Source organism: Aeromonas sp. QDB34 (genome assembly GCF_027705405.1).
Taxonomy (GTDB): domain Bacteria; phylum Pseudomonadota; class Gammaproteobacteria; order Enterobacterales; family Aeromonadaceae; genus Aeromonas; species Aeromonas hydrophila.
Genome location: NZ_JAPDBT010000003.1, coordinates 135,959 through 162,071, shown reverse-complemented (window position 1 = coordinate 162,071; position 26,113 = coordinate 135,959). Strand labels below are relative to the sequence as shown.

Here is a 26,113-nt window from a genome sequence, read left to right as displayed (position 1 = left end):
ACAGTTAAATGAATGACATGAAAAGCAAATTAAAAGGAATGACCCTGCTCTCCCTGCTCAGTCTCGGCGGGTGTGTCAGTATGGAGAAAGCGCCCCCGGTACCTACCTTGACGCTGGCCGAGCTTCGCAACGAGATCAATCTGAGCGAGCAGCGCCTGCAAACATCCATGGAACAGCAACAGAAGCAGTATGTGCAGCAACAGCACCTGCTGGTTCAGCTCAACACTGATGTCAACAACATGAAAGAGTCTGTGAACAAAGTCGGCAGCAAGCTCGAATCCCTGCCGCCCGAGCCGCCCAAGCCCATGGCGATCCCGACCGAGAAGTGCCAGGCCCCGAGCCAGGGTCACACCGTCGACGGCAAGCTGCTGGTCGGCGAGGCGGAGTGGATCTGGGTTGACGCGGCCAACGACGCCTTCCAGGCGCGGGTCGATACCGGTGCCACCACCTCCTCCATCAGCGCCCAGGACATCACCATCTTCGAGCGCAACGGCAAGAACTGGGTGCGCTTCTTCCTGAGCCATCAGGAGATGGACGACAAGATCCAGATTGAAGCGCCGCTGGTGCGCCACGTGCGGGTGCGTCAGGCCTCCGCCGACGATCTCGACCGCCGTCCGGTGGTACGCCTCGCGGTACGCATCGGCGACATGACCGAGAAGGCCGAATTTACCCTGAAGGACCGCAGCGACATGGCCTTCCCCGTGCTGCTCGGCCGTGAGTTTTTGAAAGACATCGCCGTGGTTGATGTGGCCCGCGAATATATCCAACCCAAACCCAAGCTCAAGGATGTGAAATAATCCATGGTTTCCCGTAAGCCGTTCTATTTGCTGGTAGCCCTGCTGTACATTGTCGGCCTGGGGATGACGTTCTATCACCACATCGCGCTGGACGTACCGCTCACGCCGGGTGAAAAACGCCAGATCTGGTCCATCGAAGCCAAGCTGGAATTCGAGGCCACCGGCGAGCCGGTGATCGCCTCTCTGGCCATTCCGGGCACCCAGCCCGGTTTCACCCTGATGAACGAGAACGCCGCGAGCCCGGGCTACGGCCTCTCCTTCGTCGAGAAGGATGGCGATGCCCGCGCCGAGTGGTCCATCCGCAGCGCCTCCGGTCGTCAGGAGCTCTACTACCGCGTCGACATGATGGCCGATGCCCATGCCAAACCGGCCGCCAACCCGCTGCCGCCGGCCATCGAGAAGCAGATTGAGAGCGAGCCCTACGCCACCGCCATGAAGCAGATCCTGGAACGTGCCCAGGAGCGCTCCGCCGACGGCTACACCCTGACTCGCGAGATCATCAAGGAGATCGAGAAGCAGGAGCAGAACGCCGAACTGCTGAAGAAGCACAAGAGCCGCGCCAACCTGATCGCCGAGCTGCTCAACAACGCCGACGTGCCGACCCGTGTCGTTCACGCCCTGAGCCTGGAAGATGGCCGCCGTCGTCAGGAGCTGGTGGATTACCTGCAGGTGTTCAACAGCCCGACCGACTACAAGCTGTTCAACCCGCAGACTGGTGAGCAGGGCCGCCCTGCCAACCTGCTGCTGTGGGAATACAACTCCGGCGCCCTGCTGGACGTGACCGGTGGTCACAACTCCCGCGTCAGCTTCTCGATGATCGAGCAGGAACAGCCGGTCAGCGTGGCCCTGGCCCAGAAGTTTGAAAAATCGGAGATGATGAACTTCTCCATCCACAGCCTGCCGCTGGAAGAGCAGACCCTGTTCAAGGGCTTGCTGCTGATCCCCATCGGCGTGCTGATGGTGGTGTTCCTGCGGGTACTGGTGGGGATCAAGACCTCGGGCACCTTCATGCCGGTGCTGATCGCGGTCGCCTTCATCCAGACCTCCCTGGTCACCGGTCTCATCGGTTTCCTGCTGATCGTCGGCACCGGTCTGGTGATCCGCTCCTACCTGTCGCGGCTCAACCTGCTGCTGGTCGCCCGAATATCGGCCATCATCATCATGGTGATCTCGATGATCGGCATCTTCTCCGCGTTCGCCTTCAAGCTGGGGCTGACCGACGGCATGAAGATCACCTTCTTCCCGATGATCATCCTCTCCTGGACCATCGAGCGGATGTCCATCCTGTGGGAAGAAGAGGGTCCGAAAGAGGTGTTCCGCCAGGGTGGCGGCTCCCTGCTGGTGGCCGTCATCGCCTATCTGGCCATGGATAACGAACTGATCCGTCACCTCACCTTCAACTTCCTCGGCCTGCAGCTGGTGCTGATGGCAACCGTGCTGTTGATGGGTAACTACACCGGCTACAAGCTGAGCGAGCTCAAGCGCTTCAAGCCGCTGGTGGACGAGATCAAATCGGGTGCCACTCCGGGTAAGGACAAGTAACAGATGTGGTTCTGGGAAAAGTACACCACCCCGTGGAGCCTGTCCCAATCAGGCATCCTCGGCATGAACAAGCGCAACCACTCCTACATCAGCCGCTACAATCCGCGCAGCCTCTATCCGCTGGTGGATGACAAGCTGCAGACCAAGCGCATCGCGCTGGATGCCGGCGTCACGGTACCGGAACTGATCGGTACCATTCGTGCCCAGCACGACGTGAGCCGCATCACCGAGCTGGTGAAGGATTGGCCGGGCTTCTGCATCAAGCCGGCACGCGGCTCCGGCGGCAAGGGGATCCTGGTGATCCTGCGCCAGGAAGAGGGCCTGTTCTACAAGCCCAATGGCAGCGCCTCCAACGGGCAGGACCTGGAACGCCATGTCTCCAACATCCTGGCCGGGCTCTATTCGCTGGGCGGCAAGCCCGACGTTGCGCTGGTGGAAGGCCTCATCAACTTCGATGACGTGTTCGACGGCTACTCGTTCGAAGGGGTCCCCGATGCCCGGGTGATCATCTTCAAGGGCTTCCCGGTGATGGCCATGATGCGCCTCTCCACCGCTGCGTCCGACGGCAAGGCGAACCTGCACCAGGGCGCCGTGGGGGTGGGTCTGTGCCTGCGTACCGGCCGTGCGCTGCGGGCGGTACAGTTCGGCAATCCGCTGCGCCACCACCCGGACACCGGCCTCGACCTCTATGAGCTCAAGGTGCCCCACTGGGACACCCTGCTGACCCTGGCTGCCTCCTGCTACGAGATGTCGGGCCTGGGCTACATCGGCACCGATATGGTGCTGGACAAGTTCCGCGGCCCCATGCTGCTGGAGCTCAACGCCCGCCCGGGCCTCGCCATCCAGATCGCCAACGGCCGCGGTCTGGTGCCCAACCTCAAGACCATCGAGAAGCTGGGCCAGGTGAAGATGAACGTGGAGCAGCGGGTCAACTTCGCCAAGGATCACTTCGGTATCTTTGACGAGTAGTCCGGCCATCCATGACAAAAGCGCGCCAAAGGGCGCGCTTTTTTATGCCTGCCGTTTATCGGCAATCTGCCGGCAACTGCAGTCCTGCTGAGCAAGGGTTTCTGGACAAGAGTTGCTGAACAAGGGTTGCTGGACACCGTTGCGAAACGAGAGTGCCGAATAACGGCCATAAAAAAACCGATGCCTGGGCATCGGTTTTTCACTATCCGGTTTGCTGGCCCGATTACAGGGAAGCAGCGTTCTCGGACAGGTACTTGGCAACGCCGTCCGGAGAGGCGGTCATGCCTTTTTTGCCTTTCTCCCACTGAGCCGGGCACACTTCGCCGTGCTCTTCGTGGAACTGCAGGGCGTCGACCATGCGCAGCATCTCGTCGATGTTGCGGCCCAGCGGCAGATCGTTGACAACCTGGTGACGAACGACACCGTTTTTGTCGATCAGGAAGGAGCCACGGAATGCAACACCGGCTTCCGGGTGCTCGACGTCATAGGCTTTGCAGATCTCGTGCTTGATGTCGGCAACCAGCGGGTACTTGACCGGGCCGATGCCGCCGTCTTCGATCTTGGTGTTGCGCCAGGCGTTGTGGGAGAACTCGGAGTCGATGGAGACACCGATCACTTCCACGCCACGCTTGTTGAACTCTTCCAGACGGTGATCGAAGGCAATCAGCTCGGACGGGCAGACGAAGGTGAAATCGAGCGGATAGAAGAACAGGACGGCTGCCTTGCCCTTGATGTGGGATGCCAGGTTGAAGGAGTCAACGATCTGGCCATTGCCCAGAACGGCAGCAGCGGTGAAATCGGGTGCGGGACGGCCTACCAATACCATATTCAATTCCTCTTTATGTGGAGTGAACAATCCTGTCAGGATCAGGCTACCTAGAGCCAAGTCCGTCTAATTAAAGCGACAAACTATAGCCCCGATGGTAGATTAGTTAAATCAAATTAAATAGATAGCATTAATCGGGTTTTCCTATGCAACGTTGGCCCAGCCTGAAACAGCTGCAATATCTGGTTGCTCTCGACGAGCACAAGAACTTCAACCGCGCCGCCAAGGCCTGTCATGTCAGCCAGTCGACCCTGAGTACCGGGATCCAGACGCTGGAGGACATGATGAACCTGCAACTGGTGGAACGGGACCACAAGAGCTTCATTATGACCCCGGTCGGCATGGAAATCGTCGAGCGAGCTCGCAATTTGCTCTCCGATGCACGGGATCTGATGGAACTCGGCCAGCATCAAGGGGGGGTCATGCACGGCACGGTGCGCCTGGGCTGCATTCCCACCATCGCCCCCTTCCTGCTCAGCAAGCTGCTGCAGGTGTGCGGCAAGACCTATCCTGAGCTGGAATTGTTGCTGCGTGAAGACACCACCACCAACCTGCTCAAGCAGCTGGAGCAGGGTCAGCTCGACCTGCTGATCCTGGCGCTGCCGGTGGAGATCGGCGGCTTTCACTGCAAGACGGTCGGCCAGGATCCCTTCCACATGGTGATGCCCGCCAGCATGGCGGCCAGCCTGCACACCCCGTTCGACTACAAGGAGCTGCCCAACCAGAGCATCTTCCTGCTGGAGCGGGAGCACTGCCTCACCGAACACGCTGTGAGCGCCTGCCGGCTGCGGGACAAGAGCAAGATCAACCCGTTTGCCGCCACCAGCCTGCACACTCTGGTGCAGATGGTCGGCGCCGGGCTCGGCACCACCTTCCTGCCGCAGATGGCCATCGATGCCGGCATCCTCGACAACACGGATCTGGTGGCCATTCCGCTGCCGGGAGAGCACCCCTACCGTGAGATAGGGCTGGTGTGGCGCCCCAGCACCACCCGGGTACAGACCTTCTACAAGCTGGCGGAGCTGCTCGCCCCGCTCATCGAGAACAAGGCCTGATCCACCATCCATAAAAAACGCCGGCACTTGCCGGCGTTGTTGTCTTGGGCGCAAGGCCCTGCTCTGTCAGTGGCTGGCCGGTGGCCCGAAGATGCGGGTGTAGGAGGTCAGGGTCCGTACGCTCACATTCTGCGGGTTGCCGTTCTCGTCGTAGAGCCCCAGCGCACCGCTCTGCTTGTCATGACCCAGCAGTTGGTGGGCACTCAGGTTGCTGAGCGCATCGCTGTCCGCTTTCCACTCCCAGCGCTGACCCAGGCTCAGGCTGCAGCTCTGCAACTGGCCAAGGTTGTTGCCGTCCAGGCAGCGGCGGGTATCCTGCGCGCTGACATAGCGGCCGTACTGGTCATAGATGAAGGACTGGGCGGCCGAGGTCTCGTCACAGGTCACCGCGCTCAGACCATGGTTGGCATCCGCGCTCAGGCAACGGTTGTCAAAGCCCCCCAGCTGCAGGTTGACCGGGCGGCCACCGGTAAACACCGGGTGGTTCCAGTCCACCTTGAAGCTGGTGGACGCCGTCACCCGTCTGCGCTTGTCGGTATCTTCAAAGCCCTGGAAGGAGACATGGGCCCCCACCACGTAGTAGTGCTTGTAGATGCCGGTGTAGATGGGGCGGATGTTGACCGAGGAGTCGATCTTGAACTCGGTACTGTCCGTCTCGTCCGGTGCCGCCTTGTAGATGACGTCCAGATTCGGCACGAATCCCTTGTAGCTCAGCGGCTGGATGCGGTTGTGATCCACGTCGTACCCCATGCCCCAGACGGTGGCCGTCTTGGAAGAGAGCAGGGACTCTGCGGTCGCGTATTGATCGCGCACCCAGCTGAAACTCACCTTCTGGGCGCTCGGCGCCGAGCGTTCGACCCGGTAATCCTGGGTGTTGTAGGCGAGCTGACGCTGCTGGCTGAACTTGGCCGACGCCTCCAGCTTGGCCTTGGGCCCATCCTTGTTCACCTCGACCCCGCCGGTAACCCCTACCTCGAAGCCCGAGATCTCGCGATGCTCGTACTTGCTGTTGAGGTTGGTCGGCAGGCTCTTGAGCACCGCCGCCTTGGTGTTGGACGCCTCGATGCTGAAGCGGTAATCCTGGGCGATGGCATCGGTGGCATAGTCGCGGGCCCAGCCATCCAGCAGCAGGTAGTCCGCGATGTTCTCGCTCCAGCTCAGATCCTCGTTGAGCTGGATGCCAGCACCGGCCGACTCTTCGTCCAGCGAGATCCGCACTATCTTGGCATCCGGCGTGGCGGAGCCGGTGTTGCCAAATTGCAGGGAGCGCTCCAGGTTGACCCGGTAGACCAGCGAGATGTTCGGCGAATCGCAGAACAGCCGGTCGCCCCGGCTCCAGGTGCGCGAACGCGGGAAGGTACACTCGGCATCGCTGATCTTGCGGTTGACGTTGAGGTAGAAGGCCACGTGAGGCAGGCCGGCCTCGGCGGCGGGCGGCTGGGTCAGGGAGCGCTTGTGGCGCTTGCCCTGCCCTTCCAGGCTCTCGACCCGCTCCATCACCTGATAGAAGGCCGGGTCATCGACACCCCCCAGCGGGGTGAACAGCAGCTCCCCCTTGTAGCCGGACACCAGCACCCAGTCTGCATCAAAAGAGATGCCGGCCAGCTGCTCCATGGCCTTTCTGGCCTGTTGCCGCTCAATCTTGTCGGTGACGGCGCTGAAATCGATGAACAGACGCTTGCCCCGTGCCAGCACCCGCTCGCGCAGCTGATCCCGGGTCATGAGCGGCGTCGCCCCCTGCCCCTTCAGCCAGACGTCGGCATTGAGGTAAATCAGACCCTGTTCGGATTGCAGGCTGGCCAGCATGGCGGTGCCCTGGTCGGTACGCTCGCCAATATCTTCGGCTTGCACGCTGCCTGCCAACAAGGCCAGCGCGAGCAGACTGAGAGTGGGGGCTTGCGTGATGAATTTGCGTGGTTTTTTGTTTTTCATTGTTATCTCCTTGTCGAATAACGCCAAGCTATTTAAACAATGAACGAATACGGCATAACCATATTATTCACGGTTATATTTCGGGGCGTTATTCTGCTTGCCTGTCATGACATTCATTATTTTCGCCGTGAATTAAAAGCGTGGCGGCGAATGCATTTATTGTTGACAGAACAAGGATCGCGATGCGATCTAAGGTGGATGATTCGGCATGCGCCGATGCTATTACACGGGAGTCGTGCTCTGATGGCAATCTTCCCTCAAGGTCGCCTGACTGCGCCTTGCATCTCGCACAGTGTCCGTTGGCTTGGCGGTAGCGCCCATCGGCCTGAACGATGGTGCGACAGCCTGATACCGCTGGCTCTCTGGTGCGAGGGAACACTCACTGCTATGGACCGGATATCATGGGATGGCCCTCCTCTGTCTGGTGATATTGTCAGCCGACGCCAGTCATTGGCCGAATATTATTATGTGAACCAGTTGCGGGAATATACCCAGAGATATCTTGTGGTGCTGCCATCATATTGGCGGTGAAAATGGCGGGGTCCCTTGCCATTTATTTGATGGCGCCATCATAACGAATTAACCCTGATACAGAACGTGACACAGATCACGGGGCGGCGTCAACAAGGTTAATTATCATTTCATGACAGGGCTGATTGGAATAACTACTTTAATATTGAAATACTCATTCAAGATAATCACCAAATATTATTCAAATGAATACAAACAATATTATAACCCTCTGCATTTTCGCCTCTTTTGAGGTAGCCAGAGGCTGTTTCTTGCAAGCAAGGCTATGTTCGAGCCCCGAACCCCGTTTATGATGGAGACGTTGTCGTCTCGAAGGAGCCCCCATGGATTGCAAATGGCTGCTACCCCTGCTGGCCCTGTTGCTGGCCGCCTGTTCCAGCACACCCGAGCCTGCCCCGCCACGCCAGCAGAGCAGCGCCTTTGAAGGCTTCTATCAGCAGTGGCGCGGCGTGCCCTATCGCATGGGCGGCTCGGATCGGGCCGGCCTCGACTGCTCCGCCTTCACCCAGCTCGCCTACCAGCAGGTGATGGGCTTCAACCTGCCCAGAACCACCGAATCCCAGGCCAACCTGGGCCGGCCGGTCGATCGCTACCGGCTGCAGCACGGCGATCTGGTCTTCTTCAAAACCGGCTGGCAGCAATACCACGTCGGCGTCTACACCGGCGGTGGGGAGTTCATCCACGCCTCCACCAGCAAGGGGGTGATCCGCTCGCGCCTCGACAACGTCTACTGGAACAGCCGCTACTGGCAGGCGCGCCGCCTCACCCAGTGACCACCACAAAACAACAGGGCCCGCGACGGGCCCTGTTGTTGTTGATTCAACGGATGGCTCAGTGCTTGCGATGCCAGCGCGGCGAGGTGGCCCGCTCACCCCAGGGGGTCATGCAGGGCAACAGCGCCCCTTCGATCACCTTGTCACTGCCGGCCAGGGCCTCGGCAATCTTCTCGTGCAGCACCCGCAGCAGGCGCCCCTCCTGTTCGGCCAGGGAGTGACCCGCGGCAAAAAACTCGCGCTGATGCTGCAGCGCCAGCTTCTGGGCAAATTCATAGGTGTTGAAGCAATCCGGCATCCGCTCGACCACATCTTCCAGGCGGGCCAACAAGCTGTTCAGTTCCCTGGTCATCACACTCTCTCCTTGTCGGTTGATAGCCAAAAACTACCCCTTATTGGATAATTCACCAACCCCAAATCCACGAAAGTGTGGAGGCCAGCACAGTCGCCGGGTGAGTCATCCGCGCCCCATCCTAAGCCAACGGGCAAAACTTTACAGCCAGTTAACAAGACGCTAGATTTAGACCGACCAATCAGTCGGTCCCTAACCAGCGGGGTATGCCATGGAAGCGATGCAGTTGCAGGAGGCCATCGACAAGCTGTCGCTCCCGGCCAGACTGGCCAGACTCAGAGAAGCCTGTCAGCAACATCCCATGCCGAGCCTGAGCGAGCGCAGAGCCCACCTCAGCCAGCTCAAGCGGGCCCTGATCGCCCACAAGCAGCCGCTGTGCGATGCCTTGGCCAAAGACTATGGCCAGCGCAGCGACTACGACAGCATGATTGCCGACATCCTCCCCTGCGTCATGCAGATCAACTACACCCAGAAACGGATCAAGCGCTGGATGCGCCCGCACCGCCGCCACACCGGCCTGCTGCTGGCACCGGCCCGGGTGGAGGTGTTCTATCAGCCGCTCGGGGTGGTCGGCATCATAGTGCCATGGAACTTCCCGGTGATGCTGAGCCTGGGCCCCCTCATCAGCGCCATCGCCGCCGGCAACCGCGCCATGCTGAAGCTCTCCGAATTCACCCCGCACACCAACCGGGTGCTGCGCGAACTGCTGGACGGCGTCTTCGACGAGCGCGAGGTGATGGTGATTGAAGGCGACGCCCAGGTGGCGGCCGCCTTCAGCGCCCTGCCCTTCGATCACCTGCTGTTTACCGGCTCCACCGCCGTGGGCCGGCTGGTGATGGCTGCGGCGGCCCCCCAGCTCACCCCGCTCACTCTGGAGCTCGGCGGCAAGAGCCCCTGTCTCATCGCCCCCGACATGCCGCTGGCGCTGGCGGTGGAGCGGATGATCTTCGGCAAGAGCCTCAACGCCGGCCAGATCTGCGTCGCCCCCGACTATGTGCTGCTGCCGCGCGGTCAGGAGCAGGCCTTTGTCGAGGCCTATCGCGATCACTTCGCCCGCCTCTATCCCCAGGGGCTGGCCAGCGCAGATTACGGCTCCATCATCAATGGCCGCCAGTATGAACGGCTCACCAGCTGGCTGGCCGAAGCCGAGCGGGCTGGCGCCCAGATACACCCCTGTGGCAGCCCGGCCCGGGACGATGGCGCCCACCGCCTGCTGCCCCATCTGCTGACCGAGGTACCAAACCACTGCCAGCTGATGCAACAGGAGATTTTCGGCCCGCTGCTGCCGATCGTGCCCTATGACTCGCTGGACGAGGCACTCGCCTACATAGCCGCGCGGCCCCGCCCACTCGCCTTCTACCTGATGAGCCTGGATCCCGCCCTGCAGCACAAGGTGATCCGGGAGACCCACTCCGGCGGCATGGCCATCAACGACAGCTTGTTCCAGGTGGCGGCCGACGATGTGCCCTTTGGCGGCATCGGTGCCTCCGGCATGGGCCACTACCACGGCCACGAGGGGTTTCTCACCTTCTCTAAGGCCAAGACCGTGCTGAGCCGGGGGCGCTTCAGCACCGGCACCATGGTGCACCCTCCCTATCGGCGCTGGCACCAGCGGCTGATGATGGCCCTGTTTTTGCGCTGACGAGACCAGCATGAACACACCCGTGACCGACAAGCGCCGCCAGATCCTGGATGCCGCCCTTGCCCTCTGTGCCGAAGATGGCTTGCAGGGCGCCGCCACCGCCCGCATCGCCAAGGCGGCCGGGGTGGCCAACGGCACCCTGTTTCACCACTTTCCCAGCAAGGAGGTGCTGATCCAGAGCCTCTACCAGGACATCAAGCTGCGCCTTGGCGCCGCCATCACCGAGGCCGACGCCGCCCTGCCCCTCCAGGAGCAGGCGCGCCACTACTGGAGCCAGGCGATGGCCTGGATGCAGGCCCACCCCCACGAGCTCAAGTTCGTGCTGGGCTTCTTTCACTCCCCCCTGCTGGCTCGCCCGCTGCGCAGCCAGATCCTGAGCGACACCCTGCGTTTTCTACCCCGCCTGCTGGCCCAGGGCCAGGCCAGCGGCGAATTGATGCAAGCTCCACCGGCCCTGATGCTGGAGGTGTGCCAGGGCCAGTTCCTGGCCTGCGCCTCGCTGTTTGTCGACCAACCTGAACTGGGACGGGACGGCCACTGGCAAGCCAGCGCCTTCGACCTGTTCTGGTCCGCCATCTCGGAAGTTCACGCTTATGCACAACCGACACCTTGATTCCCTGGCGGCGCTGGGTCGCCGGCTCTGGATCAGCTGCCTGCTCTGGATCATCGGCCGCACCCTGTGCCGCGCCGCCCGCATCGACGAGGCGGTACGCCAGGAGCTCGCCCCCCTGCCGGACGGGCTCACCATCCGGCTGGAGGTGAGCGGCATGACCCACGGCCTGACCATCCACAAGGCGGCCGGCCGCTGGCAGAGCGGCCCCGCGCCCGATACCGGCGGGCTGCATACGCTGCGGGTGCGCTTCAAGCATCCCGCCATCGCCTTTCGCGCCCTCAGCTTTCGGCTCGGGGTCAATCAGGCGTTCAGCGAAAACCGTCTGCTGGTGGAGGGGGATCTCACCGTCGCCATGCACCTGGTGCGGGCGCTGGAACAGCTGCAGGCGCTGATCCTGCCCGCCTTCATCGCGCGGCCACTGCTGCGCCACTATCCTGACCCGCGCCACAAGCTGAGCCGCGCCTGCCACATCTACCTGGGTCTGTTGACCGGCTGAACGAGAGGATGAGCACCATGAGTCGCTATTACGATTTTTTCTGCCCGGTCAAACTGATGGCGGGCGAGCAGGCGCTGGAGCAACTGGCCGGCGAACTGGCGGGATTGGGGGCGCGCAGGCCGCTGCTGCTCACCGACAAGGGGGTCAGCGGCACTGGCCTCGCCACCCTGCTGGCCGGGGTGCTGGCTGAAGGGGAACTGCCGGTGGCCGCCATCTGGGACGAGATCCCGGCCGACTCTTCCACCGCCGTGGTGGAACGGATTGCGGCCCGTCACCGGGAGCTTGGCTGTGACAGCCTGGTGGCGCTGGGCGGCGGCTCCGTCATCGACACCGCCAAGGCGGTCAACATTCTCGCCTCCATGGGGGGGACGCGGTTGCTCGATTACGCCGGCGCCGGCTGCCTGACTCGGCCGCTGCAACCGCTGGCGGTGGTACCCACCACGGCGGGCACCGGCTCGGAGGTAACCCTGGTAGCGGTGATCAAGGACGAGGCGAGCGGGCGCAAGGTGCCCTTTACCTCCCCCTTCCTGCTGCCCCAGCTGGCGGTGCTGGATCCGCGCCTCACCCAGGGGCTGCCGCTCAACATCACGGCGGCCACCGCCATGGATGCCATGACCCACGCCATCGAGGCCTTCATCGGCAATGCCAAGAACCCGGTGAGCGACGCCCTGGCCCTGATGGCGGTGGAGAAGATCGCCAGCGCCTTGCCACAGGTACTGAGCAACCCGCAGGACAAGCGGCTGCGGCTGCAGCTGGCGGAAGGCTCCACCCTGGCGGGCATGGCCTTCTCCAACTCCATGGTGGGGCTGGTGCACGCCCTCGGCCACAGCCTGGGGGCCCGCTGCCACCTGCCTCACGGCCTGTGCATGAACCTCTTCCTGCCCACCGTGCTCGACTACAACCGGCCGGGCATCGATCCCGAGCTGGCCCGCCTGTTGCTGCCGCTGGTGGGGGCCGAGCGCTTTGCCGCGACCCCGGCCGCCGCGCGGGCCCAGGCCGCCATCGAGGCGCTGCAGGCGCTGCGCGATACCCTGTGGCAGGCGGTGAAGCTGCCGCGCACCCTGCGCGAGGCCGGCGTCACCGACAAGGCGCTGCTGCCCGAGATCCGCGATCTCGCCATCAACGACGGCGCCCTGCTCTACAACCGCAAGGATGCCGACCGCACCCAGCTGCTCGGCCTACTCGAGCTGGCCTGGGAATAATCGGACAGAGGCCCCGCATCGCGGGGCCTTCTGTTACCAGCTGATGGTGGCGCCGGCGCCGTAGTTGCCGCGCTCCTCGGGCGCTTTTTCGCGCCAGATGGACTCCTTGTTGCGGCGCACGGCCTCTTCCCGCTCCTGCTTGCGCTCCCAGACGGGCTTCACCTCGTCCAGCGGCCGCTGGTGTTTCTGCCCCTGGTGATCAATCACCGAGCACTGCTTGTCGCCGCACTGATAGGCATAGGGCTCGACGGTACAACCCGCCGTGGCCAGACACAGGCCAAACAGAGAAAAACGAAGAGAGGAAGGCAAGATCATGGGACGCTCCTGTTTGCATCGGTCAACCAAGGGCGCCGAGTGTCAAACAGGAGGCAAATGGAATCAACCCTGCCAACGGTGTTGATTGTTACAAGGGGTACACAGTGCAATGTATCAGCAAGATGTTGATACATATCACGTTAATCATCGCGCTGACGCAAGCACTCAGCCTTGCTCGTCGCTGAACACCCCGGTGGAGAGGTAGCGATCCCCCCGATCGCAGATGATGGCCACCACCACCCCCTGTTTGATCTCTGCCGCCACCCGCAAGGCGCCGGCCACGGCGCCCCCCGAGCTGACCCCGCAGCAGATCCCCTCTTCCCGCGCCAGCCGGCGCATCATGACAAGCGCCTCCTGCTGGGTCACGTCCAGCACCCGATCGACCCGGGCAGGCTCGAAAATGGCCGGCAGATAGGCCGCAGGCCAGCGCCGGATCCCCGGGATCTGGCTCCCCTCGGCCGGTTGCAGGCCGATCACCTGCACCGCCGGATTCTGCTCCTTGAGGTAGCGGGAGACCCCCATGATGGTGCCCGTGGTGCCCATGGCCGAGACGAAGTGAGTGACCGCCCCCTCGCTCTGGCGCCAGATCTCGGGGCCGGTGGAGAGGTAATGGGCATCCGGGTTGGCCGGGTTGTTGAACTGATCGAGCACCAGCCCCTCGCCCCGCGCCTGCATCGCCAGGGCGAGGTCGCGCGCGGCCTCCATGCCGCCCTCCACCAGCACCAGCTCGGCGCCGTAGGCCTGCATGGCATCGCGCCGCTCCTGGCTCATGGTATTTGGCATGATGAGCCGCATCCGGTAGCCCCGCGCCGCCGCCACCATGGCCAGCGCGATGCCGGTGTTGCCGGAGGTGGCCTCGATGAGGCGGGCCCCAGGCGCTAAGTGACCGCTCGCCTCCGCGCACTTGATGAGGTTCAGCGCCGGCCTGTCCTTGACCGAGCCGGCCGGGTTGTTGCCCTCCAGCTTGACCAGCAGGGTGACACCGGGGTGGGGATTGATGCGACGCAGCGCCAGCAGGGGGGTATTGCCGATCAACTCTTCCAGCGTGGCAAAAGCCATAATGGGATCCATCCTTCGTGAACTGTTCTATACCTTGGCTAGCGGGTATGTACCCGGCCGGGCTCGCAGTGTAAGCGACCCCGAACAGTTGGCAAAGGGGCGCCAACATGGTCAGATAACCCCATCCCCCGTACCGAGGAGCAAGCATGAGCGAGATCATTCATCAGGCCAACCAGCAGCAATTCATCTGTGTGGTGGATGGCAAGGAGTCCAGGCTGCGTTACCGGCGGCTCGACGCCAAGACCATCGACGCCTACAGCACCTTCGTCCCGCCCGAGCTCAGGGTACAGGGGATCGCCGATCAGCTGGCGCGCACCTTCTACAGCTGGACCCAGGCGGAAGGGCTCACCATAGTGCCGAGCTGCAGCTACATCGACGTCTGGTTGCGCCGCAATGCCGGCTGACACCCAGACGCGTCACAGCACGCCAGCTTCGCATACTCGCCAGAGCGCCCAGGAAGCCAACCTGCAGGCACAGACCGAAGCCCTGCTGCGGGCAGATGATCAGCGCATGGATTGCCTGCGGGCAGCCCGTGAACTGGCACTGCCCGACTGGGCGCTGGGGGCCGGTTTTATCCGCAACCTCATCTGGGATCACCTGCACCGCAAAGCGGTGCCGACCGCCCTCAACGACATCGACCTTATCTATCTGGATAGCGCCGACCCGGATGGGTTGGCGGAGGCCGAACACGAAGCCTGGCTCGCCACCAGAATGCCGGGCCAGCAGTGGGAGGTGCGCAACCAGGCCCGCATGCATGTGCGCCAGCTGGTGCCCCCCTTCACCAGCTCGCTCTCGGCCCTCAGCCACTGGGTGGAGGTGCCCACCTGCATCGGAGTCCGGCTGCTGGCTGACGATTCATTCGAGTGGCTGGCCCCCTACGGCTTTGCCCCCAACTGGTCCTTGCAGGTGGATCCCAACCCGCGCTGCCGCCAGGAGCGCCAGGTCTTTACCGAGCGGGTCAAGGCCAAGGAGTGGCAACGGCTGTGGCCTGACCTGGTAGTGAACTGGCCATAACCTGATTGCAATGTTTCGATAACCTTGGGCACACTAAGGAAAAGCTGTTTGTAACTCAATGGGTTAAATAATGCGCGACTTCTTCTCACTCGAACGCTGGCTACCGGGCCTCGCCGCCCTGCTGCAATACCAGCGGGCCTGGCTGATGCCGGATATGCGCGCTGGATTGTCGGTGGCCGCCGTGGCCCTGCCCGTGGCCATCGCCTATGCGGAGCTGGCCGGGGTGGGGCCGCTGGTCGGCCTCTACTCCTGTATCCTGCCCATGCTGGTGTACGCCCTGTTCGGCACCTCCCGCCAGCTCATCGTCGGCCCGGACGCCGCCACCTGCGCGGTGATCGCCGCCGTGGTGACCCCCCTCGCCGCCGGGGACGCCACCCGCCACTGGCAGCTGGTGATGACCATGACCGCCATGACCGGCTTCTGGTGCCTCATCGCCAGCCGCTTCAAGCTGGGGGTGCTGGCGGACTTTCTCTCCCGCCCGATCCTGATGGGGCTGCTCAACGGGGTGGCCATCACTATCATGGTGGGCCAGCTCTCCAAGATCTTCGGCTTCACCTTCAGCGAGCGCTACCTCATCGAGCGGATCGCCGGCGGTGCCAGCTACATCACCCAGACCCATCTGCCCACCCTGGCCATGAGCCTGACCGCCCTGCTCACCCTGCTGCTAGCCAAGCGCTTCAAACCGGCCTGGCCCTCCTCCATGGTGGCCATGGTGGTGACGGCGGGACTGGTGTGGGCGCTCGATCTCGGCCAGTTCGGCATCGCCACCCTGGGCGCCATCGGCTCGGGCCTGCCCGCCTTCCAGCTGCCGGAGTTTCCCCCCGGCCTGATGCGGGAACTGGTGCTGCCGGCGCTCAACTTGGCCATGGTGAGCTTCGTCTCCATGATGCTGACCGCCCGCAGCTTCGCCGCCAAGAACGGCTACGAGATCGATGCGGACAAGGAGTTTCGGGCCCTCGGCATGGCCAACCTGGCGGCGGCAGCCTCCCAGGGCTTTGCCATCAGCGGCGCGGATTCGCGCACCGCGGTCAACGACGCCAACGGCGGCAAGAGCCAGCTGGTTTCCATCATAGCCGCCGCCGTCATCGCCCTGGTCACCTTCTACCTGACGGCGCCGCTGCAATACATCCCCACCGCCGCCCTCGGCGTGGTGCTGGTGATGGCGTCTTTGTCCCTCACCGACTTTCGCGGCCTGTGGGCATTGCGCCACTCCGATCGCTCCGCCTTCTGGCTGGCGCTCATCACCTTCATCAGCGTGCTGGCCATGGGGGTTATTCCGGGCATCACCCTCGCGGTGCTGCTGGGGTTGTTCCAGTTCCTGCGCAACGTGATGCGCCCCACCGATCAGTTGCTCGGCATGGACGACGAAGGGGTCGTACGCACCCTGGGTGACAACGAGCAGGCCAAGGCCATTCCCGGCATCCTGGTCTATCGCTTCAACTCGCCGCTCACCTACTTCAACGCCCCCTACTTCAAGCGGCGGGTGCTGGCGCTGCTGGTGCAGGATCCCCACAGCCCCAAATGCCTGGTGGTGGATGCGGTGGCCTGCTTCACCCATCAGGACATCAGCGTGATGAGCATGCTGGGGGAGCTGCACAAGGATCTGAAACGGCGCGGCATCCACATGGTGATGGCCGGCCGCCACGGCCAGATGAGCCTGTGGCTCAAGCAGGCCGGGATCCGGGTCGGCGACGAGGGGATCATCCTCTGCCCCGACATGTATCAGGCACTGCGCATGACCCGCTGCTACCGCGAGCCGGTGTTCAAGGATGACGAGGTGGTGGAAAGCACCACCGAGGCCATCCTCTCGCGCTGGCCCCAGGATGACGCCCTGCCCGATTCGGCGCGCCTCACCCTGCCAAGCGAGCAGGAGGCGGGCGCCACCCCGGCCTGATCCAGTGCAGGCCCTGCCCATGGAGGCAGGGCTCGCGCGCTCTTCCCCTGCTTGGTCACCGCCACGATTGCGCCTCGCCCCCGCTTGGTGTTAAATGCCCGTCCAGATGGCGCTGACGAGGGCCATCCCCAGTATTTGGACACCCCATGCAAACTCAATCCCACGCAGGTCCGGGCACCCTCTTCTCCCTGACCTGGCCACTGTTTATCGATCTCGCCCTGCACTTTCTGACCGGGGCCCTCAACACCTTCATGGTGGGTCACGTCTCCTATCAGGGAGTGGCGGCGCTCGCGGTCGGCAACCAGGTGTTCGATCTCGCCATCACCTTGTTCAGCTTCGTCAGCATCGGCACCAGCGTGGTGATCACCCAGTATCTGGGGGCCGGTGACAAGGAGAAGGCGCGCGTCGTCATCCACACCGCCATCGGTTTCAACCTGCTGGTGGGGCTGGTGGCCGCCGTCGGCGTCATCGCCGGGGCCAGTACCATGCTGGCGCTGATGAATCTGCCCGCCAACCTGATGAGCGATGCCACCCTCTACCTGCAGATCATCGGCCTGTGCCTGCTGCCGGAAGCGGCGGCCCTCTGCCTGGCTGCCACCCTGCGCGCCCACGGCCACACCCGTCAGGCGATGTACGTGACCCTCATCGTCAACCTCATCACCTTCGTCGGCAACCTGCTGCTGCTCTACGGCTGGTTCGGCCTGCCCCAGCTCGGGGTGGCCGGGGTCGCCATCAGCACGGTGGCGGGCCGCATCGTCGGAGTGGTGCTGCTGGTGTGGCTGGTTGCGCGCAAGACCGGCATCCGGCTGCGCCTGCCCGAGATCGTCAAACCCAGCCGATTGATGCTGGGCAAGGTGCTGCACATCGGCCTGCCGGCCGCCGGCGAGAACCTCTCCTGGATGCTGCAGTTCATGGTGGTGACCGCCTTCGTCGGCCTGCTCGGCGACAAGGCACTGGCGACCCAGTCCTACTTCTTCCAGATCTGCCTGTTCATCCTGCTGTTCGGCCTCTCCATCGGCCTTGGCAACGAGATCATCATCGGCCACCTGGCAGGGGCTCGCCGCTTCGAGCAGGCCTACCGCCAATTGCTCAAAAGCCTGAAGCTGGGGCTCATCGTCACCGCCTTCATCGCCTTGCTGGCGGCCCTCAACGGCCGCACCATCATCAGCCTGTTCACCGATGACGCCGACATCATCACCCAGGTGGCGCAGCTGTTCTTGATAAGCCTCATCCTGGAACCCGGCCGTACCTTCAATCTGGTGGTGATCAACGCCCTGCGCGCCACCGGGGACGCCCGTTTCCCGCTCTACATGGCGCTCGTCTCCATGTGGGGGATTGCCGTTCCACTGGCCTATTTCCTTGGTATCATGCAGGGTTATGGACTGGTCGGTATCTGGTTGGCGCTCGCCTGCGACGAGTGGGTGCGCGGTCTGGCCATGTTCTGGCGCTGGCGCAGTCGTCGCTGGCAAAACAAAATTCTTGTTGAAACATAAGCGGAATCACAATGAAGAAGATAGGACTCTTGTTGGCGGCCATCCTGCTCAGCCCGCTCGCCATGGCGCAAACCGCCCCCGCCGCCCCCAAGGCTCAGGCGGCCCAGACCTGGTACGTGGCCCCCATCGCCATCGATGAAACCAGCGAAGCGCAAAAAGCGCTGACCAAGGACTTCATGGCCCAGATGATCAAGACCATCAAGATCAACGAGTATCAGACCGGCAAGGCGGTGGGCAAGACCAAATCGCCCAAGTGGCTGATCCGCACCAAGCTGATGCCCGCCAGCACCGAGCCGCTGGTCGGCAAGAAGCACCCGCAGGGCCTCACCTACGGCAAGGGCATCCCCACCCAGGAGATCGTCGGCGAGCTCATCATGAACGGCACCCTGGTGGCCCATGTGGGTCAAGGCTGGCGCGAGCCCATCGTCCCGGGTACCCCGGTGGCCGAGAAGATCACCATCGCCAACTACCAGTACGCCATCGGCAACGAAGCCAAGGCAGCGGATCTGGAAGAGCTGGCGGCGCAGATCGGCTTCGAGGTGGGCAAGGTGATCGCCCGCGATGGCAAGCCGCTGCCCGAGAAGAAAAAGAAAAAAGAGTAAACGCTGCACCTGTTACCAAGAAGGGGCCCTGCGCCCCTTTTTGCTGCCCGCCTGGCGGCCACAAGCTGTCATCCGGCCGTCACAATTGTGATCCATCCGGCACTTTTCAGACTCTCTGCTTACCGATAAAAGCCTTATCAGCTTGTGATTCAAACAGTTAAAAATCGCCCCTCCCATGCAGCAAATCATTGGTCCCGAATTGGAGCCGGATCACATTTATCTCGCGGGGGACGCGGTAGTTTGGTCTTGCAAGCACAATCAAACGAAACCAAGGAGGCCGCATTACATGTTCCCAGAGTACAGAGAGCTCATCTCGCAACTGAAGAGCAGTGATGTCCATTTCCAAAAGAAGTTTGACTTGCACAACGACCTGGATGTGGAGATTAGAAAGTTGGAAAAGCATCACGCCAGCGACTACAGCTCCGAGGTGAAGGATCTGAAAAAACAGAAACTTAAACTGAAAGAGGAGATCTACGACATCCTCAAACAACATCCACAATAGACGCCTCGACGAATACCTGGATAAGCAACTTATCCTGCCAGCCCGGCCCGACGCCGGGCTTTTTGTTGGCCAACAATACTAGATAGTTGGTCTACACCAATCGTAATTAACATATACGGAACACTCAGGTCACAGTAGTATCCTATGTTGTGCAGCTCTCATATGGAGAACCACATTCATCCTGAAACCTTCTGATATCACCCCAACCAAGCGCCTCACCTAGAGATATCCAAACGAACCACAACCTTAATTGTGGAAGTAATTCATGAGTTCTCTTTTCATTCTATTAAACTTTAACCACTACTCTTAATTTTCTGTTTTTTTGATCAAACTCAGAACCATAATGAGCGATAATAATGTTTCCATCGGTGTCAACCTCATCATATATATCAATACTTCCAATTGTCCCATCAGACATAATAAGGCTTGTATATACCGATGGATAAGTACCCTTTTTATGGGTAGATTTTTTTATGACATGAGTAAAATAATCATCAACTGGCAAAAAATCTTTATCTGTCAAAATAACTTCGAATGGTTTTAATCTCAAAAACTTGAAAATAGCAAATGCAATACTTAAAACTGCAGATAGAATCTTCAAGGCAAGAACAAAGTAGGTAAGTGCCTCAGAACCAATTATTATTTCAATTTGGCCAATAACGGAGCCAATAGCACCACATACTACTGCTACAACAAAAATCCAATCGATTTCATCTAATCGCATCCTTCACTCCGATATTTGGCATTGATTCCAAACTGAAAAAATAAGATAACTGTAGCAGTTTACTCGGTCCCTAGTACGTAGTTCAATGCCAATTTACTCTAAGAATGAAGGGTTATTGTTTTTCAGAAAAAAACCTTTGTAGGTTTCATCCAGAAATATTTCCTAGTTAATATATCAACAGCATTTTCCCATCCCATAAAAAAGCGGGCCAGTGGCCCGCTTCGTTTTATGTAGAGTTAACCCAATCATCACACCGGCGGATGGAAATGGCTGGCCTCGCGGGTGGCCATCTCCTCGTAGGTGGCCCACTTCTGCCACGCCACTTGTTGCGCCACCTGCATCAACCGCTCAGCCTCCTGTGGATGGCTCTGGGCCAGCACCCGATAACGGGTCTCCTCCTGCCGATATTCCGCAAGGGGGATGGAGGGGCGCAGGCTGTCAAGGCTGAAGGGGTTCTGCCCCGCACTGCGCAGTACCGGGTTGTAGCGCATCAGCGGCCAGTGACCGGAGGCCACGGCGCGTTTTTGCTGGGTCAGGCCAAATTCCATGTCGATGCCGTGGGCGATGCAGTGGCTGTAAGCGATGATGAGCGACGGGCCCGGATAGGCCTCCGCCTCCCGCAGGGCCTGCAGCGCCTGCTGCGGATTGGCACCGAAGGCGATACGGGCAACATAGACGTTGCCATAGGAGATGGCCTGCAAAGCTACATCCTTCTTGGCCAGCGTCTTGCCCCCCGCAGCGAACTTGGCGACGGCACCGAGCGGGGTCGATTTCGACATCTGGCCGCCGGTGTTGGAGTAGACCTCGGTATCCATCACCAGCACGTTCACATCGCGCCCGGAAGCGAGCACGTGATCGAGCCCCGCCGAGCCGATGTCATAGGCCCAGCCATCGCCACCGATGATCCAGACCGAGCGGCGCACCAGCTGATCGATGAGTGACAGCAGCTCGCGGGCCTTGCCGGATTTCACCTCCTCCAGCCGCTCGCGCACTTGCGCCACCCGGGTGCGCTGGGCGCGGATCTCCGACTCCAGCCGCTGCGGGGCGCTGACCAGCGTCTCCACCAGCTCGATCCCGATCTCCCCCTTCATCGCCTGCAAGGCTGCCACCGCCTGACCGTGGTGCTGATCGGCGGTGAGGCGAAAACCAAAGCCAAACTCGGCGTTGTCCTCGAACAGGGAATTCGACCAGGCCGGCCCCTTCCCTTCGCCGTTCTTGGCCCAGGGGGTGGTCGGCAGGTTGCCGCCGTAGATGGAGGAGCAACCGGTGGCGTTGGCCACCAGCATGCGGTCACCAAACAGCTGGGTCAGCAGCTTGAGATAGGGGGTCTCGCCACAGCCGGCGCAGGCGCCGGAGAACTCGAACAGGGGTTCGAGGAACTGGGTGCCGCGCACGGTGGAGAAATCCACCCGCTCGCGGGCCGGCCATGGCAGGCTCTCGAACCAGCGCAGCGCCTGTTTCTGGCCGGCGAGGTGCGGCGCCTTGTCCATCATGGCGATGGCCCGCTCGCCCTCACCGTTTTCATCCGCTCCGACCCGCACCGGACAGGCCTGCACGCACTGGCCGCAGCCGGTGCAATCCTCCGGATAGAGCTGCAGGGTGTAGCGACTGTCGGGGAAGCCCTTGGCGGTGACGGGCACCGACTGGGCGGCCTCGGGGGCGCTCGCCAGCCAGTCCTGATGGTAGAACTTGGCTCGCAGCGCCGCATGGGGGCAGACGAAGACGCAGTTGCCGCACTGGATGCAGATATCGGAGTGCCAGGTGGGGATCTCGCGGGCGATATCCCGCTTCTCGAAGCGGCTGGTGGCGGTGGGGTAAGTGCCATCTACCGGCAGCATGGAGACCGGGATGCGATCGCCGCGCCCCGCCAGCATCTCGCCGGTGACGCGCTGGACAAACTCGCTGCCGCCGGGTGCCAGCGGCAGCGGATAGTCGCTGAGCTGCTCCTCACCGGCTGGAATGACCACCCGGTGTAGATGGGCCAGGGTGTCATCCACCGCCGCGAAGTTGCGCGCCACCACCTCGGGCCCCTTGCGGGCATAGCTCTTCTCGATGCTCTCCTTGATAAGGGCGATCGCCTCGTCCCGCGGCAAGATGCCGGCCAGGGCGAAGAAGCAGGTCTGCATGATGGTGTTGATGCGATTGCCCATGCCGTTGCGCTCGGCGACCCGATCGCCGTCGATGCAGTAGAGCTGGATGTCGAGGGCGCGGATGCGGGCGCGCAGCCGCTCGGGCAGCTCGGCCCAGACCCGGTCAGGCTCATGGGGAGCATTGAGCAGCAGGGTCGCCCCTTCGGCGGCGAACTCCAGCAGATCCACAGATTCGACAAAGCCCCACTGGTGGCAACCGATAAAGCTCGCCTGCTCGATAAGCCAGGGGGCGTCGATGGGCTCGGGGCCGAAGCGCAGGTGGGAGACGGTGCGCGAGCCCGACTTCTTGGAGTCGTAGACGAAGTAGCCCTGGGCGTGGAAGCCCTCCAGCTCGCCGATGATCTTGATGCTGTTCTTGTTGGCACCGACTGTGCCGTCGGCGCCGAGGCCGAAGAACAGCGCCCGCACCCGGCTGGCAGGCTCCAGATCGCCGATGGGGTGCCAGGCCAGACTGAGGCCCGACACATCGTCCACTATCCCCACGGTAAAGCGCGGGCGCGGCGCATCGGATGCCAGCTCCTCGAATACCGCCGCACACATGGCGGGGGTGAACTCTTTGGAAGAGAGGCCGTAGCGACCACCACTGAGCCACGGCAACCGCTTGATAAGGCCGCGCTGCAAGCCATCGATGAGGGCGCTCTGCACATCCAGCAGCAGCGGCTCGCCACCGGCGCCCGGCTCCTTGGTGCGATCCAGCACCGCCATGCGCCGCACGCTGGCGGGCAGCGCATCGAGCAGCGCCTGTACCGGGAAGGGGCGATAGAGGCGAATGACCAGCACCCCGGTCTTGCGATCCTGCTGGTTGAGCCAATCCACCGTAGTACGGGCGGTGGCCGCCCCCGAGCCCATCAGCACGATGACATCGGTGGCATCGGGGGCGCCGTGATACTCCACCAACCGGTAGTGGCGGCCGGTCAGCTCGCCGAGGCTCTCCATGCACTGCTGCACCCGCGCCGGTACCGCTTCATAGAAGGGGTTGACGCTCTCGCGGGACTGGAAATAGGTGTCGGGGTTCTGGGCGGTGCCGCGCATCACCGGATGATCGGGGTTGAGCGCCCGCGCACGGTGGGCGCGTACCCAGTCGTTGTCGATAAGGGCGCGGATCTCATCTTTGTGCAGCGCAGTGATCTTGTTCACCTCGTGGGAGGTGCGGAACCCGTCGAAGAAGTGAATGAAAGGCACCCGGCACTGCAGGGTGACGCTGTGGGCGACCAGGGCCAGGTCCTGCGCCTCCTGCACCGAGCCGGAGGCAAGCATGGCAAAACCGGTGCTGCGCGCCGCCATCACGTCCTGATGGTCGCCAAAAATCGACAGCCCCTGCGCCGCCAAGGATCGGGCCGCCACATGGAACACCGCCGAGGTCAATTCGCCGGCGATCTTGTACATGTTGGGCAGCATCAGCATCAGCCCCTGGCTGGCGGTGAAGGTGGTGGCCAGCGCCCCCGCCTGCAGGGCGCCGTGCACCGTGCCGGCCGCTCCCCCTTCACTCTGCATCTCCACCACCGTGGGGATGTTGCCCCACAGGTTGGTCTGCCCCTCCGCCGCCCAGGCGTCGGCCAGTTCGGCCATGGTCGAGCTCGGAGTGATGGGGTAGATGGCACACACTTCGCTCAGCTGATACGCCACCTGGGCCGCGGCTTCGTTGCCGTCGACCATGATCAATTCATGTTTCATTGGGACTCCTCCGGTTGGCGCAACTCGATGGCATGGCAGGGGCACTGGTCATGGCAGGCACCGCAACCGGTGCAGAGTTCGGCATCCACCTGATACCCCAGACCCGGCCCCAGCTTGGCGATGGCCTGCTCGGGGCAGCTGCCATAACAGCCGTCGCACTCGAAGCAGTTGCCACAGGAGTAGCAGCGCGCCGCCTCGTAGCGGGCCGCCGTCTCGTCCAGTCCGCCGATGATCTCGCCAAAGTCGTCCCGCGCCGAGGGCGGTTTGACCGGCTGGCTGCTGGCGGGAGCATGGGTCTGGAACCAGAGCTGCAACTGCTCGGGCCCCACCAGCGGGTAGGAGAGCGGCTTGTGATAGAGGCGACCGCGCAGCCAGGCATCCATGTGGCGCGCCGCCTTCTTGCCATGGCCGGTGGCGATGGTGACGGTGCGTTCGGAGGGCACCATGTCACCGCCGGCAAACAGACCCGGCACGTCCGTCATCAGGTTCTCGCCAACCTGCACCACCCCCTCCTTGTTGACCCGCACGCCAGGGATGCTCTCCAGCACGCTCAAGTCCACCTCCTGACCCAGCGCCAGAATGAGGGAGTCCGCTTCGAGGGTTTCAAACTGGCCGGTGGGCACCGGCTTGCCCTCGGCATCCAGCGCCATCACCTCCACTTCGATATTGGTGCTGTCGAGCTGGCGGATGGTGCGCAGCCAGTTGATCTTGATCCCCTCCTCCTCGGCCTCATCGGCTTCGAAGGCGTGGGCCGGCATATGATCCCGGTCACGGCGGTAGATGATCATCGCCTCCTCGACCCCGAGGCGGCGGGCGGTGCGGGCCGCGTCCATGGCGGTGTTGCCGCCGCCGTAGATGGCTACCCGTCGTCCCAGCTTGGGTGGCGGCAAGCCTTTCTCCTCCGCCAGGCTGGCCTGCTCGAGGAAGCTCACCGCATCGAGGATCTTGCCCGCCTCGCGGGCAGGAATGTCGACCCGCTTGGCCAGATGGGCGCCGATGGCCATGAAGACGGCGTCAAAGCCCCCCTCGTCGCGCGCCTTGAGCACGTCTTCCACCTTGTGGTTGAGGGTCAGGGTCACCCCGGCGGCGACGATGCGGGCCACCTCCCTGTCCAGCATGTCACGGGGCAGGCGGTAGGCGGGAATGCCGAAGCGCAGCATGCCGCCGGCGAGCGGGCCCGCCTCGCGGATCTCTACCTGATGGCCAAGCCGGTTGAGGTGCCAGGCACAAGAAAGGCCGGAGGGACCGGCACCGATCACCAGCACCTTCTTGCCGCTGGCGGGCGCGGGCGGCGCAGGCTGCCAGCCACGGGCCAGCGCCTCGTCGCCGAGGAAGCGCTCGATGGCGTGAATGGAGACGGCATCATCCACCTGAGCGCGGTTGCAGGCCGTTTCGCAGGGGTGATAACAGACCCGCCCGTGGACTGCAGGCAGGGGATTTTCTTCGATCAGTCGTTGCCAGGCCGCCTCAAAGCGGCCCGCTTCGGCCAGGGCAAGCCAGGCCTGGATGTTCTCGCCAGCCGGGCAGGCATGGTTGCAAGGTGGCAGGGCAGGCCGCCAAACGGGTAGCCGGGTACGCACCGGGCCTGTTCCCGTTTTCTGGGAGAGATCCGGCTGTGGGGTCATATCCAGTTGTTTGCTCATACATTGCTTTCTTCTTTTTGTGTGACAGGCCCCATCCGATGGCGCTTGATACCGTTTTGCCTGGGCAGACGGTGGCCGGAGAGGGAAGAAGCGAAAGCGTTAGAAACTGGAAGCTGACTCGATAATGGACTGATTTGTGTACCGAATGACGGATCAGGATCAAAAAATGTTGCACTTTATGAGGTATGGAGTGCACAACGTGACCCGTGTAACATCTTGCCCTTCTGCAGGAGTCACCGCTCGGGCTCGCGCCCCGCAAGCAACGCCACGCCGTTCTCGGGCCCCGTGAGCCGGGCGCATCAGGCCGCCCCGC

General features: G+C 62.4%; 23 protein-coding genes. 15 read left to right on the top strand and 8 right to left on the bottom strand.

The genetic code is table 11. The annotated features are described in order from the left end of the window. Positions 1-8 precede the first annotated feature (8 nt). From OKC29_RS06725 to OKC29_RS06715, 3 genes are read left to right on the top strand one after another with little or no spacing between them, the layout of a single operon-like run. On the top strand, positions 9-797 hold the full coding sequence (locus tag OKC29_RS06725) for an ATP-dependent zinc protease family protein (RefSeq protein ID WP_039213166.1): 789 nt from the start codon (positions 9-11) through the stop codon (positions 795-797). A 3-nt stretch (positions 798-800) separates the two neighbouring features. After that, on the top strand, positions 801-2,339 hold the full coding sequence (locus OKC29_RS06720; RefSeq protein WP_011705413.1) for an inactive transglutaminase family protein: 1,539 nt from the start codon (positions 801-803) through the stop codon (positions 2,337-2,339). A gap of 3 nt (positions 2,340-2,342) precedes the next feature. Next, complete coding sequence (locus OKC29_RS06715) at positions 2,343-3,308, top strand: alpha-L-glutamate ligase-like protein (RefSeq protein WP_011705412.1); 966 nt, start codon at positions 2,343-2,345, stop codon at positions 3,306-3,308. A gap of 223 nt (positions 3,309-3,531) precedes the next feature. Here the strand turns inward: OKC29_RS06715 and OKC29_RS06710 are convergent, their stop codons facing one another. After that, positions 3,532-4,134 carry a peroxiredoxin C gene (locus tag OKC29_RS06710; RefSeq protein WP_005299113.1) on the bottom strand — a complete coding sequence of 201 codons (603 nt, stop codon included), beginning with the start codon at positions 4,132-4,134 and terminating at the stop codon, positions 3,532-3,534. A gap of 146 nt (positions 4,135-4,280) precedes the next feature. Between OKC29_RS06710 and OKC29_RS06705 the strand changes: the two genes are divergently transcribed. Next, a complete protein-coding gene (locus OKC29_RS06705; protein ID WP_011705410.1) occupies positions 4,281-5,189 on the top strand; it encodes a hydrogen peroxide-inducible genes activator in 909 nt (302 codons plus the stop codon). Positions 5,190-5,255: 66 nt separating this feature from the next. Here the strand turns inward: OKC29_RS06705 and ahh1 are convergent, their stop codons facing one another. Continuing rightward, positions 5,256-7,121, bottom strand: a complete 1,866-nt coding sequence (gene ahh1, locus OKC29_RS06700) for a hemolysin Ahh1 (protein ID WP_073349595.1) — start codon at positions 7,119-7,121, stop codon at positions 5,256-5,258. Positions 7,122-7,975: 854 nt separating this feature from the next. Here ahh1 and OKC29_RS06695 point away from each other — a divergent pair. Then, positions 7,976-8,425, top strand: a complete 450-nt coding sequence (locus tag OKC29_RS06695; protein ID WP_011705408.1) for a C40 family peptidase — start codon at positions 7,976-7,978, stop codon at positions 8,423-8,425. A 58-nt stretch (positions 8,426-8,483) separates the two neighbouring features. Here OKC29_RS06695 and OKC29_RS06690 read toward each other — a convergent pair whose 3' ends face one another. Further along, positions 8,484-8,777 (bottom strand): hypothetical protein, encoded by a 294-nt coding sequence (locus OKC29_RS06690; protein WP_073349594.1) that lies wholly within the window; start codon positions 8,775-8,777, stop codon positions 8,484-8,486. A gap of 211 nt (positions 8,778-8,988) precedes the next feature. On the opposite strand from OKC29_RS06690, the gene OKC29_RS06685 reads away from it, so the two are divergent. The 4 genes from OKC29_RS06685 to OKC29_RS06670 are packed head-to-tail and all read left to right on the top strand — an operon-like array spanning position 8,989 to position 12,730. After that, positions 8,989-10,419 carry a coniferyl aldehyde dehydrogenase gene (locus tag OKC29_RS06685; protein WP_073349593.1) on the top strand — a complete coding sequence of 477 codons (1,431 nt, stop codon included), beginning with the start codon at positions 8,989-8,991 and terminating at the stop codon, positions 10,417-10,419. 10 nt (positions 10,420-10,429) lie between these two features. Then, positions 10,430-11,032, top strand: coding sequence for a TetR/AcrR family transcriptional regulator (locus tag OKC29_RS06680; protein ID WP_073349592.1), 603 nt, complete (start codon positions 10,430-10,432; stop codon positions 11,030-11,032). Next, complete coding sequence (locus OKC29_RS06675) at positions 11,013-11,528, top strand: SCP2 sterol-binding domain-containing protein (protein WP_073349591.1); 516 nt, start codon at positions 11,013-11,015, stop codon at positions 11,526-11,528. The genes OKC29_RS06680 and OKC29_RS06675 overlap by 20 nt, the downstream gene beginning before the upstream one ends. Positions 11,529-11,545: 17 nt before the next feature. After that, on the top strand, positions 11,546-12,730 hold the full coding sequence (locus OKC29_RS06670; RefSeq protein WP_041216626.1) for an iron-containing alcohol dehydrogenase: 1,185 nt from the start codon (positions 11,546-11,548) through the stop codon (positions 12,728-12,730). Between the two features lie 33 nt (positions 12,731-12,763). On the opposite strand, the gene OKC29_RS06665 is transcribed toward OKC29_RS06670, so the two are convergent. Both OKC29_RS06665 and cysM read right to left on the bottom strand, forming a co-directional pair. Continuing rightward, the gene (locus OKC29_RS06665; RefSeq protein WP_073349590.1) at positions 12,764-13,045 is read right to left on the bottom strand and encodes a hypothetical protein; all 282 of its coding nucleotides are present in this window, start codon (positions 13,043-13,045) and stop codon (positions 12,764-12,766) included. Positions 13,046-13,210: 165 nt separating this feature from the next. After that, a complete protein-coding gene (gene cysM, locus OKC29_RS06660; RefSeq protein WP_073349589.1) occupies positions 13,211-14,116 on the bottom strand; it encodes a cysteine synthase CysM in 906 nt (301 codons plus the stop codon). A 134-nt stretch (positions 14,117-14,250) separates the two neighbouring features. On the opposite strand from cysM, the gene OKC29_RS06655 reads away from it, so the two are divergent. From OKC29_RS06655 to OKC29_RS06630, 6 genes are all read left to right on the top strand, one after another. Beyond that, complete coding sequence (locus tag OKC29_RS06655) at positions 14,251-14,508, top strand: GNAT family N-acetyltransferase (protein ID WP_011705401.1); 258 nt, start codon at positions 14,251-14,253, stop codon at positions 14,506-14,508. Continuing rightward, positions 14,498-15,118 carry a nucleotidyltransferase family protein gene (locus OKC29_RS06650; protein ID WP_073349588.1) on the top strand — a complete coding sequence of 207 codons (621 nt, stop codon included), beginning with the start codon at positions 14,498-14,500 and terminating at the stop codon, positions 15,116-15,118. The genes OKC29_RS06655 and OKC29_RS06650 overlap by 11 nt, the downstream gene beginning before the upstream one ends. Before the next feature lie 70 nt (positions 15,119-15,188). Then, complete coding sequence (locus OKC29_RS06645; RefSeq protein WP_011705399.1) at positions 15,189-17,012, top strand: SulP family inorganic anion transporter; 1,824 nt, start codon at positions 15,189-15,191, stop codon at positions 17,010-17,012. A 146-nt stretch (positions 17,013-17,158) separates the two neighbouring features. Then, positions 17,159-18,505: an MATE family efflux transporter gene (locus tag OKC29_RS06640; protein ID WP_011705398.1), complete on the top strand. Its 1,347-nt coding sequence runs from the start codon at positions 17,159-17,161 to the stop codon at positions 18,503-18,505. Between the two features lie 11 nt (positions 18,506-18,516). Beyond that, positions 18,517-19,107 carry a hypothetical protein gene (locus OKC29_RS06635; protein ID WP_011705397.1) on the top strand — a complete coding sequence of 197 codons (591 nt, stop codon included), beginning with the start codon at positions 18,517-18,519 and terminating at the stop codon, positions 19,105-19,107. A 286-nt stretch (positions 19,108-19,393) separates the two neighbouring features. Continuing rightward, positions 19,394-19,609, top strand: a complete 216-nt coding sequence (locus tag OKC29_RS06630) for a YdcH family protein (RefSeq protein ID WP_011705396.1) — start codon at positions 19,394-19,396, stop codon at positions 19,607-19,609. A gap of 286 nt (positions 19,610-19,895) precedes the next feature. Here OKC29_RS06630 and OKC29_RS06625 read toward each other — a convergent pair whose 3' ends face one another. From OKC29_RS06625 to OKC29_RS06615, 3 genes are all read right to left on the bottom strand, one after another. Further along, the gene (locus tag OKC29_RS06625) at positions 19,896-20,333 is read right to left on the bottom strand and encodes a hypothetical protein (protein ID WP_073349587.1); all 438 of its coding nucleotides are present in this window, start codon (positions 20,331-20,333) and stop codon (positions 19,896-19,898) included. 248 nt (positions 20,334-20,581) lie between these two features. Next, positions 20,582-24,157, bottom strand: a complete 3,576-nt coding sequence (nifJ, locus tag OKC29_RS06620) for a pyruvate:ferredoxin (flavodoxin) oxidoreductase (RefSeq protein WP_073349586.1) — start codon at positions 24,155-24,157, stop codon at positions 20,582-20,584. Then, positions 24,154-25,800, bottom strand: coding sequence for an NAD(P)-binding protein (locus OKC29_RS06615; RefSeq protein ID WP_073349585.1), 1,647 nt, complete (start codon positions 25,798-25,800; stop codon positions 24,154-24,156). Before OKC29_RS06615 ends, nifJ begins: the two co-directional genes overlap by 4 nt. Positions 25,801-26,113: the final 313 nt, after the last annotated feature.

Excerpts from the sequence above, each read along its gene's own strand:
- OKC29_RS06670 (WP_041216626.1), top strand. The coding sequence starts at position 11,546 with ATGAGTCGCTATTACGATTTTTTCTGCCCGGTCAAACTGATGGCGGGC.
- OKC29_RS06640 (WP_011705398.1), top strand. The coding sequence starts at position 17,159 with ATGCAAACTCAATCCCACGCAGGTCCGGGCACCCTCTTCTCCCTGACC.
- OKC29_RS06695 (WP_011705408.1), top strand. The coding sequence starts at position 7,976 with ATGGATTGCAAATGGCTGCTACCCCTGCTGGCCCTGTTGCTGGCCGCC.
- OKC29_RS06615 (WP_073349585.1), bottom strand. The coding sequence starts at position 25,800 with ATGAGCAAACAACTGGATATGACCCCACAGCCGGATCTCTCCCAGAAA.
- OKC29_RS06645 (WP_011705399.1), top strand. The coding sequence starts at position 15,189 with ATGCGCGACTTCTTCTCACTCGAACGCTGGCTACCGGGCCTCGCCGCC.
- OKC29_RS06685 (WP_073349593.1), top strand. The coding sequence starts at position 8,989 with ATGGAAGCGATGCAGTTGCAGGAGGCCATCGACAAGCTGTCGCTCCCG.
- OKC29_RS06725 (WP_039213166.1), top strand. The coding sequence starts at position 9 with ATGAATGACATGAAAAGCAAATTAAAAGGAATGACCCTGCTCTCCCTG.
- OKC29_RS06650 (WP_073349588.1), top strand. The coding sequence starts at position 14,498 with ATGCCGGCTGACACCCAGACGCGTCACAGCACGCCAGCTTCGCATACT.
- cysM (WP_073349589.1), bottom strand. The coding sequence starts at position 14,116 with ATGGATCCCATTATGGCTTTTGCCACGCTGGAAGAGTTGATCGGCAAT.
- OKC29_RS06675 (WP_073349591.1), top strand. The coding sequence starts at position 11,013 with ATGCACAACCGACACCTTGATTCCCTGGCGGCGCTGGGTCGCCGGCTC.
- OKC29_RS06690 (WP_073349594.1), bottom strand. The coding sequence starts at position 8,777 with ATGACCAGGGAACTGAACAGCTTGTTGGCCCGCCTGGAAGATGTGGTC.
- nifJ (WP_073349586.1), bottom strand. The coding sequence starts at position 24,157 with ATGAAACATGAATTGATCATGGTCGACGGCAACGAAGCCGCGGCCCAG.
- OKC29_RS06720 (WP_011705413.1), top strand. The coding sequence starts at position 801 with ATGGTTTCCCGTAAGCCGTTCTATTTGCTGGTAGCCCTGCTGTACATT.
- OKC29_RS06665 (WP_073349590.1), bottom strand. The coding sequence starts at position 13,045 with ATGATCTTGCCTTCCTCTCTTCGTTTTTCTCTGTTTGGCCTGTGTCTG.
- OKC29_RS06655 (WP_011705401.1), top strand. The coding sequence starts at position 14,251 with ATGAGCGAGATCATTCATCAGGCCAACCAGCAGCAATTCATCTGTGTG.
- OKC29_RS06680 (WP_073349592.1), top strand. The coding sequence starts at position 10,430 with ATGAACACACCCGTGACCGACAAGCGCCGCCAGATCCTGGATGCCGCC.
- OKC29_RS06625 (WP_073349587.1), bottom strand. The coding sequence starts at position 20,333 with ATGCGATTAGATGAAATCGATTGGATTTTTGTTGTAGCAGTAGTATGT.
- OKC29_RS06635 (WP_011705397.1), top strand. The coding sequence starts at position 18,517 with ATGAAGAAGATAGGACTCTTGTTGGCGGCCATCCTGCTCAGCCCGCTC.
- ahh1 (WP_073349595.1), bottom strand. The coding sequence starts at position 7,121 with ATGAAAAACAAAAAACCACGCAAATTCATCACGCAAGCCCCCACTCTC.
- OKC29_RS06715 (WP_011705412.1), top strand. The coding sequence starts at position 2,343 with ATGTGGTTCTGGGAAAAGTACACCACCCCGTGGAGCCTGTCCCAATCA.
- OKC29_RS06705 (WP_011705410.1), top strand. The coding sequence starts at position 4,281 with ATGCAACGTTGGCCCAGCCTGAAACAGCTGCAATATCTGGTTGCTCTC.
- OKC29_RS06630 (WP_011705396.1), top strand. The coding sequence starts at position 19,394 with ATGTTCCCAGAGTACAGAGAGCTCATCTCGCAACTGAAGAGCAGTGAT.
- OKC29_RS06710 (WP_005299113.1), bottom strand. The coding sequence starts at position 4,134 with ATGGTATTGGTAGGCCGTCCCGCACCCGATTTCACCGCTGCTGCCGTT.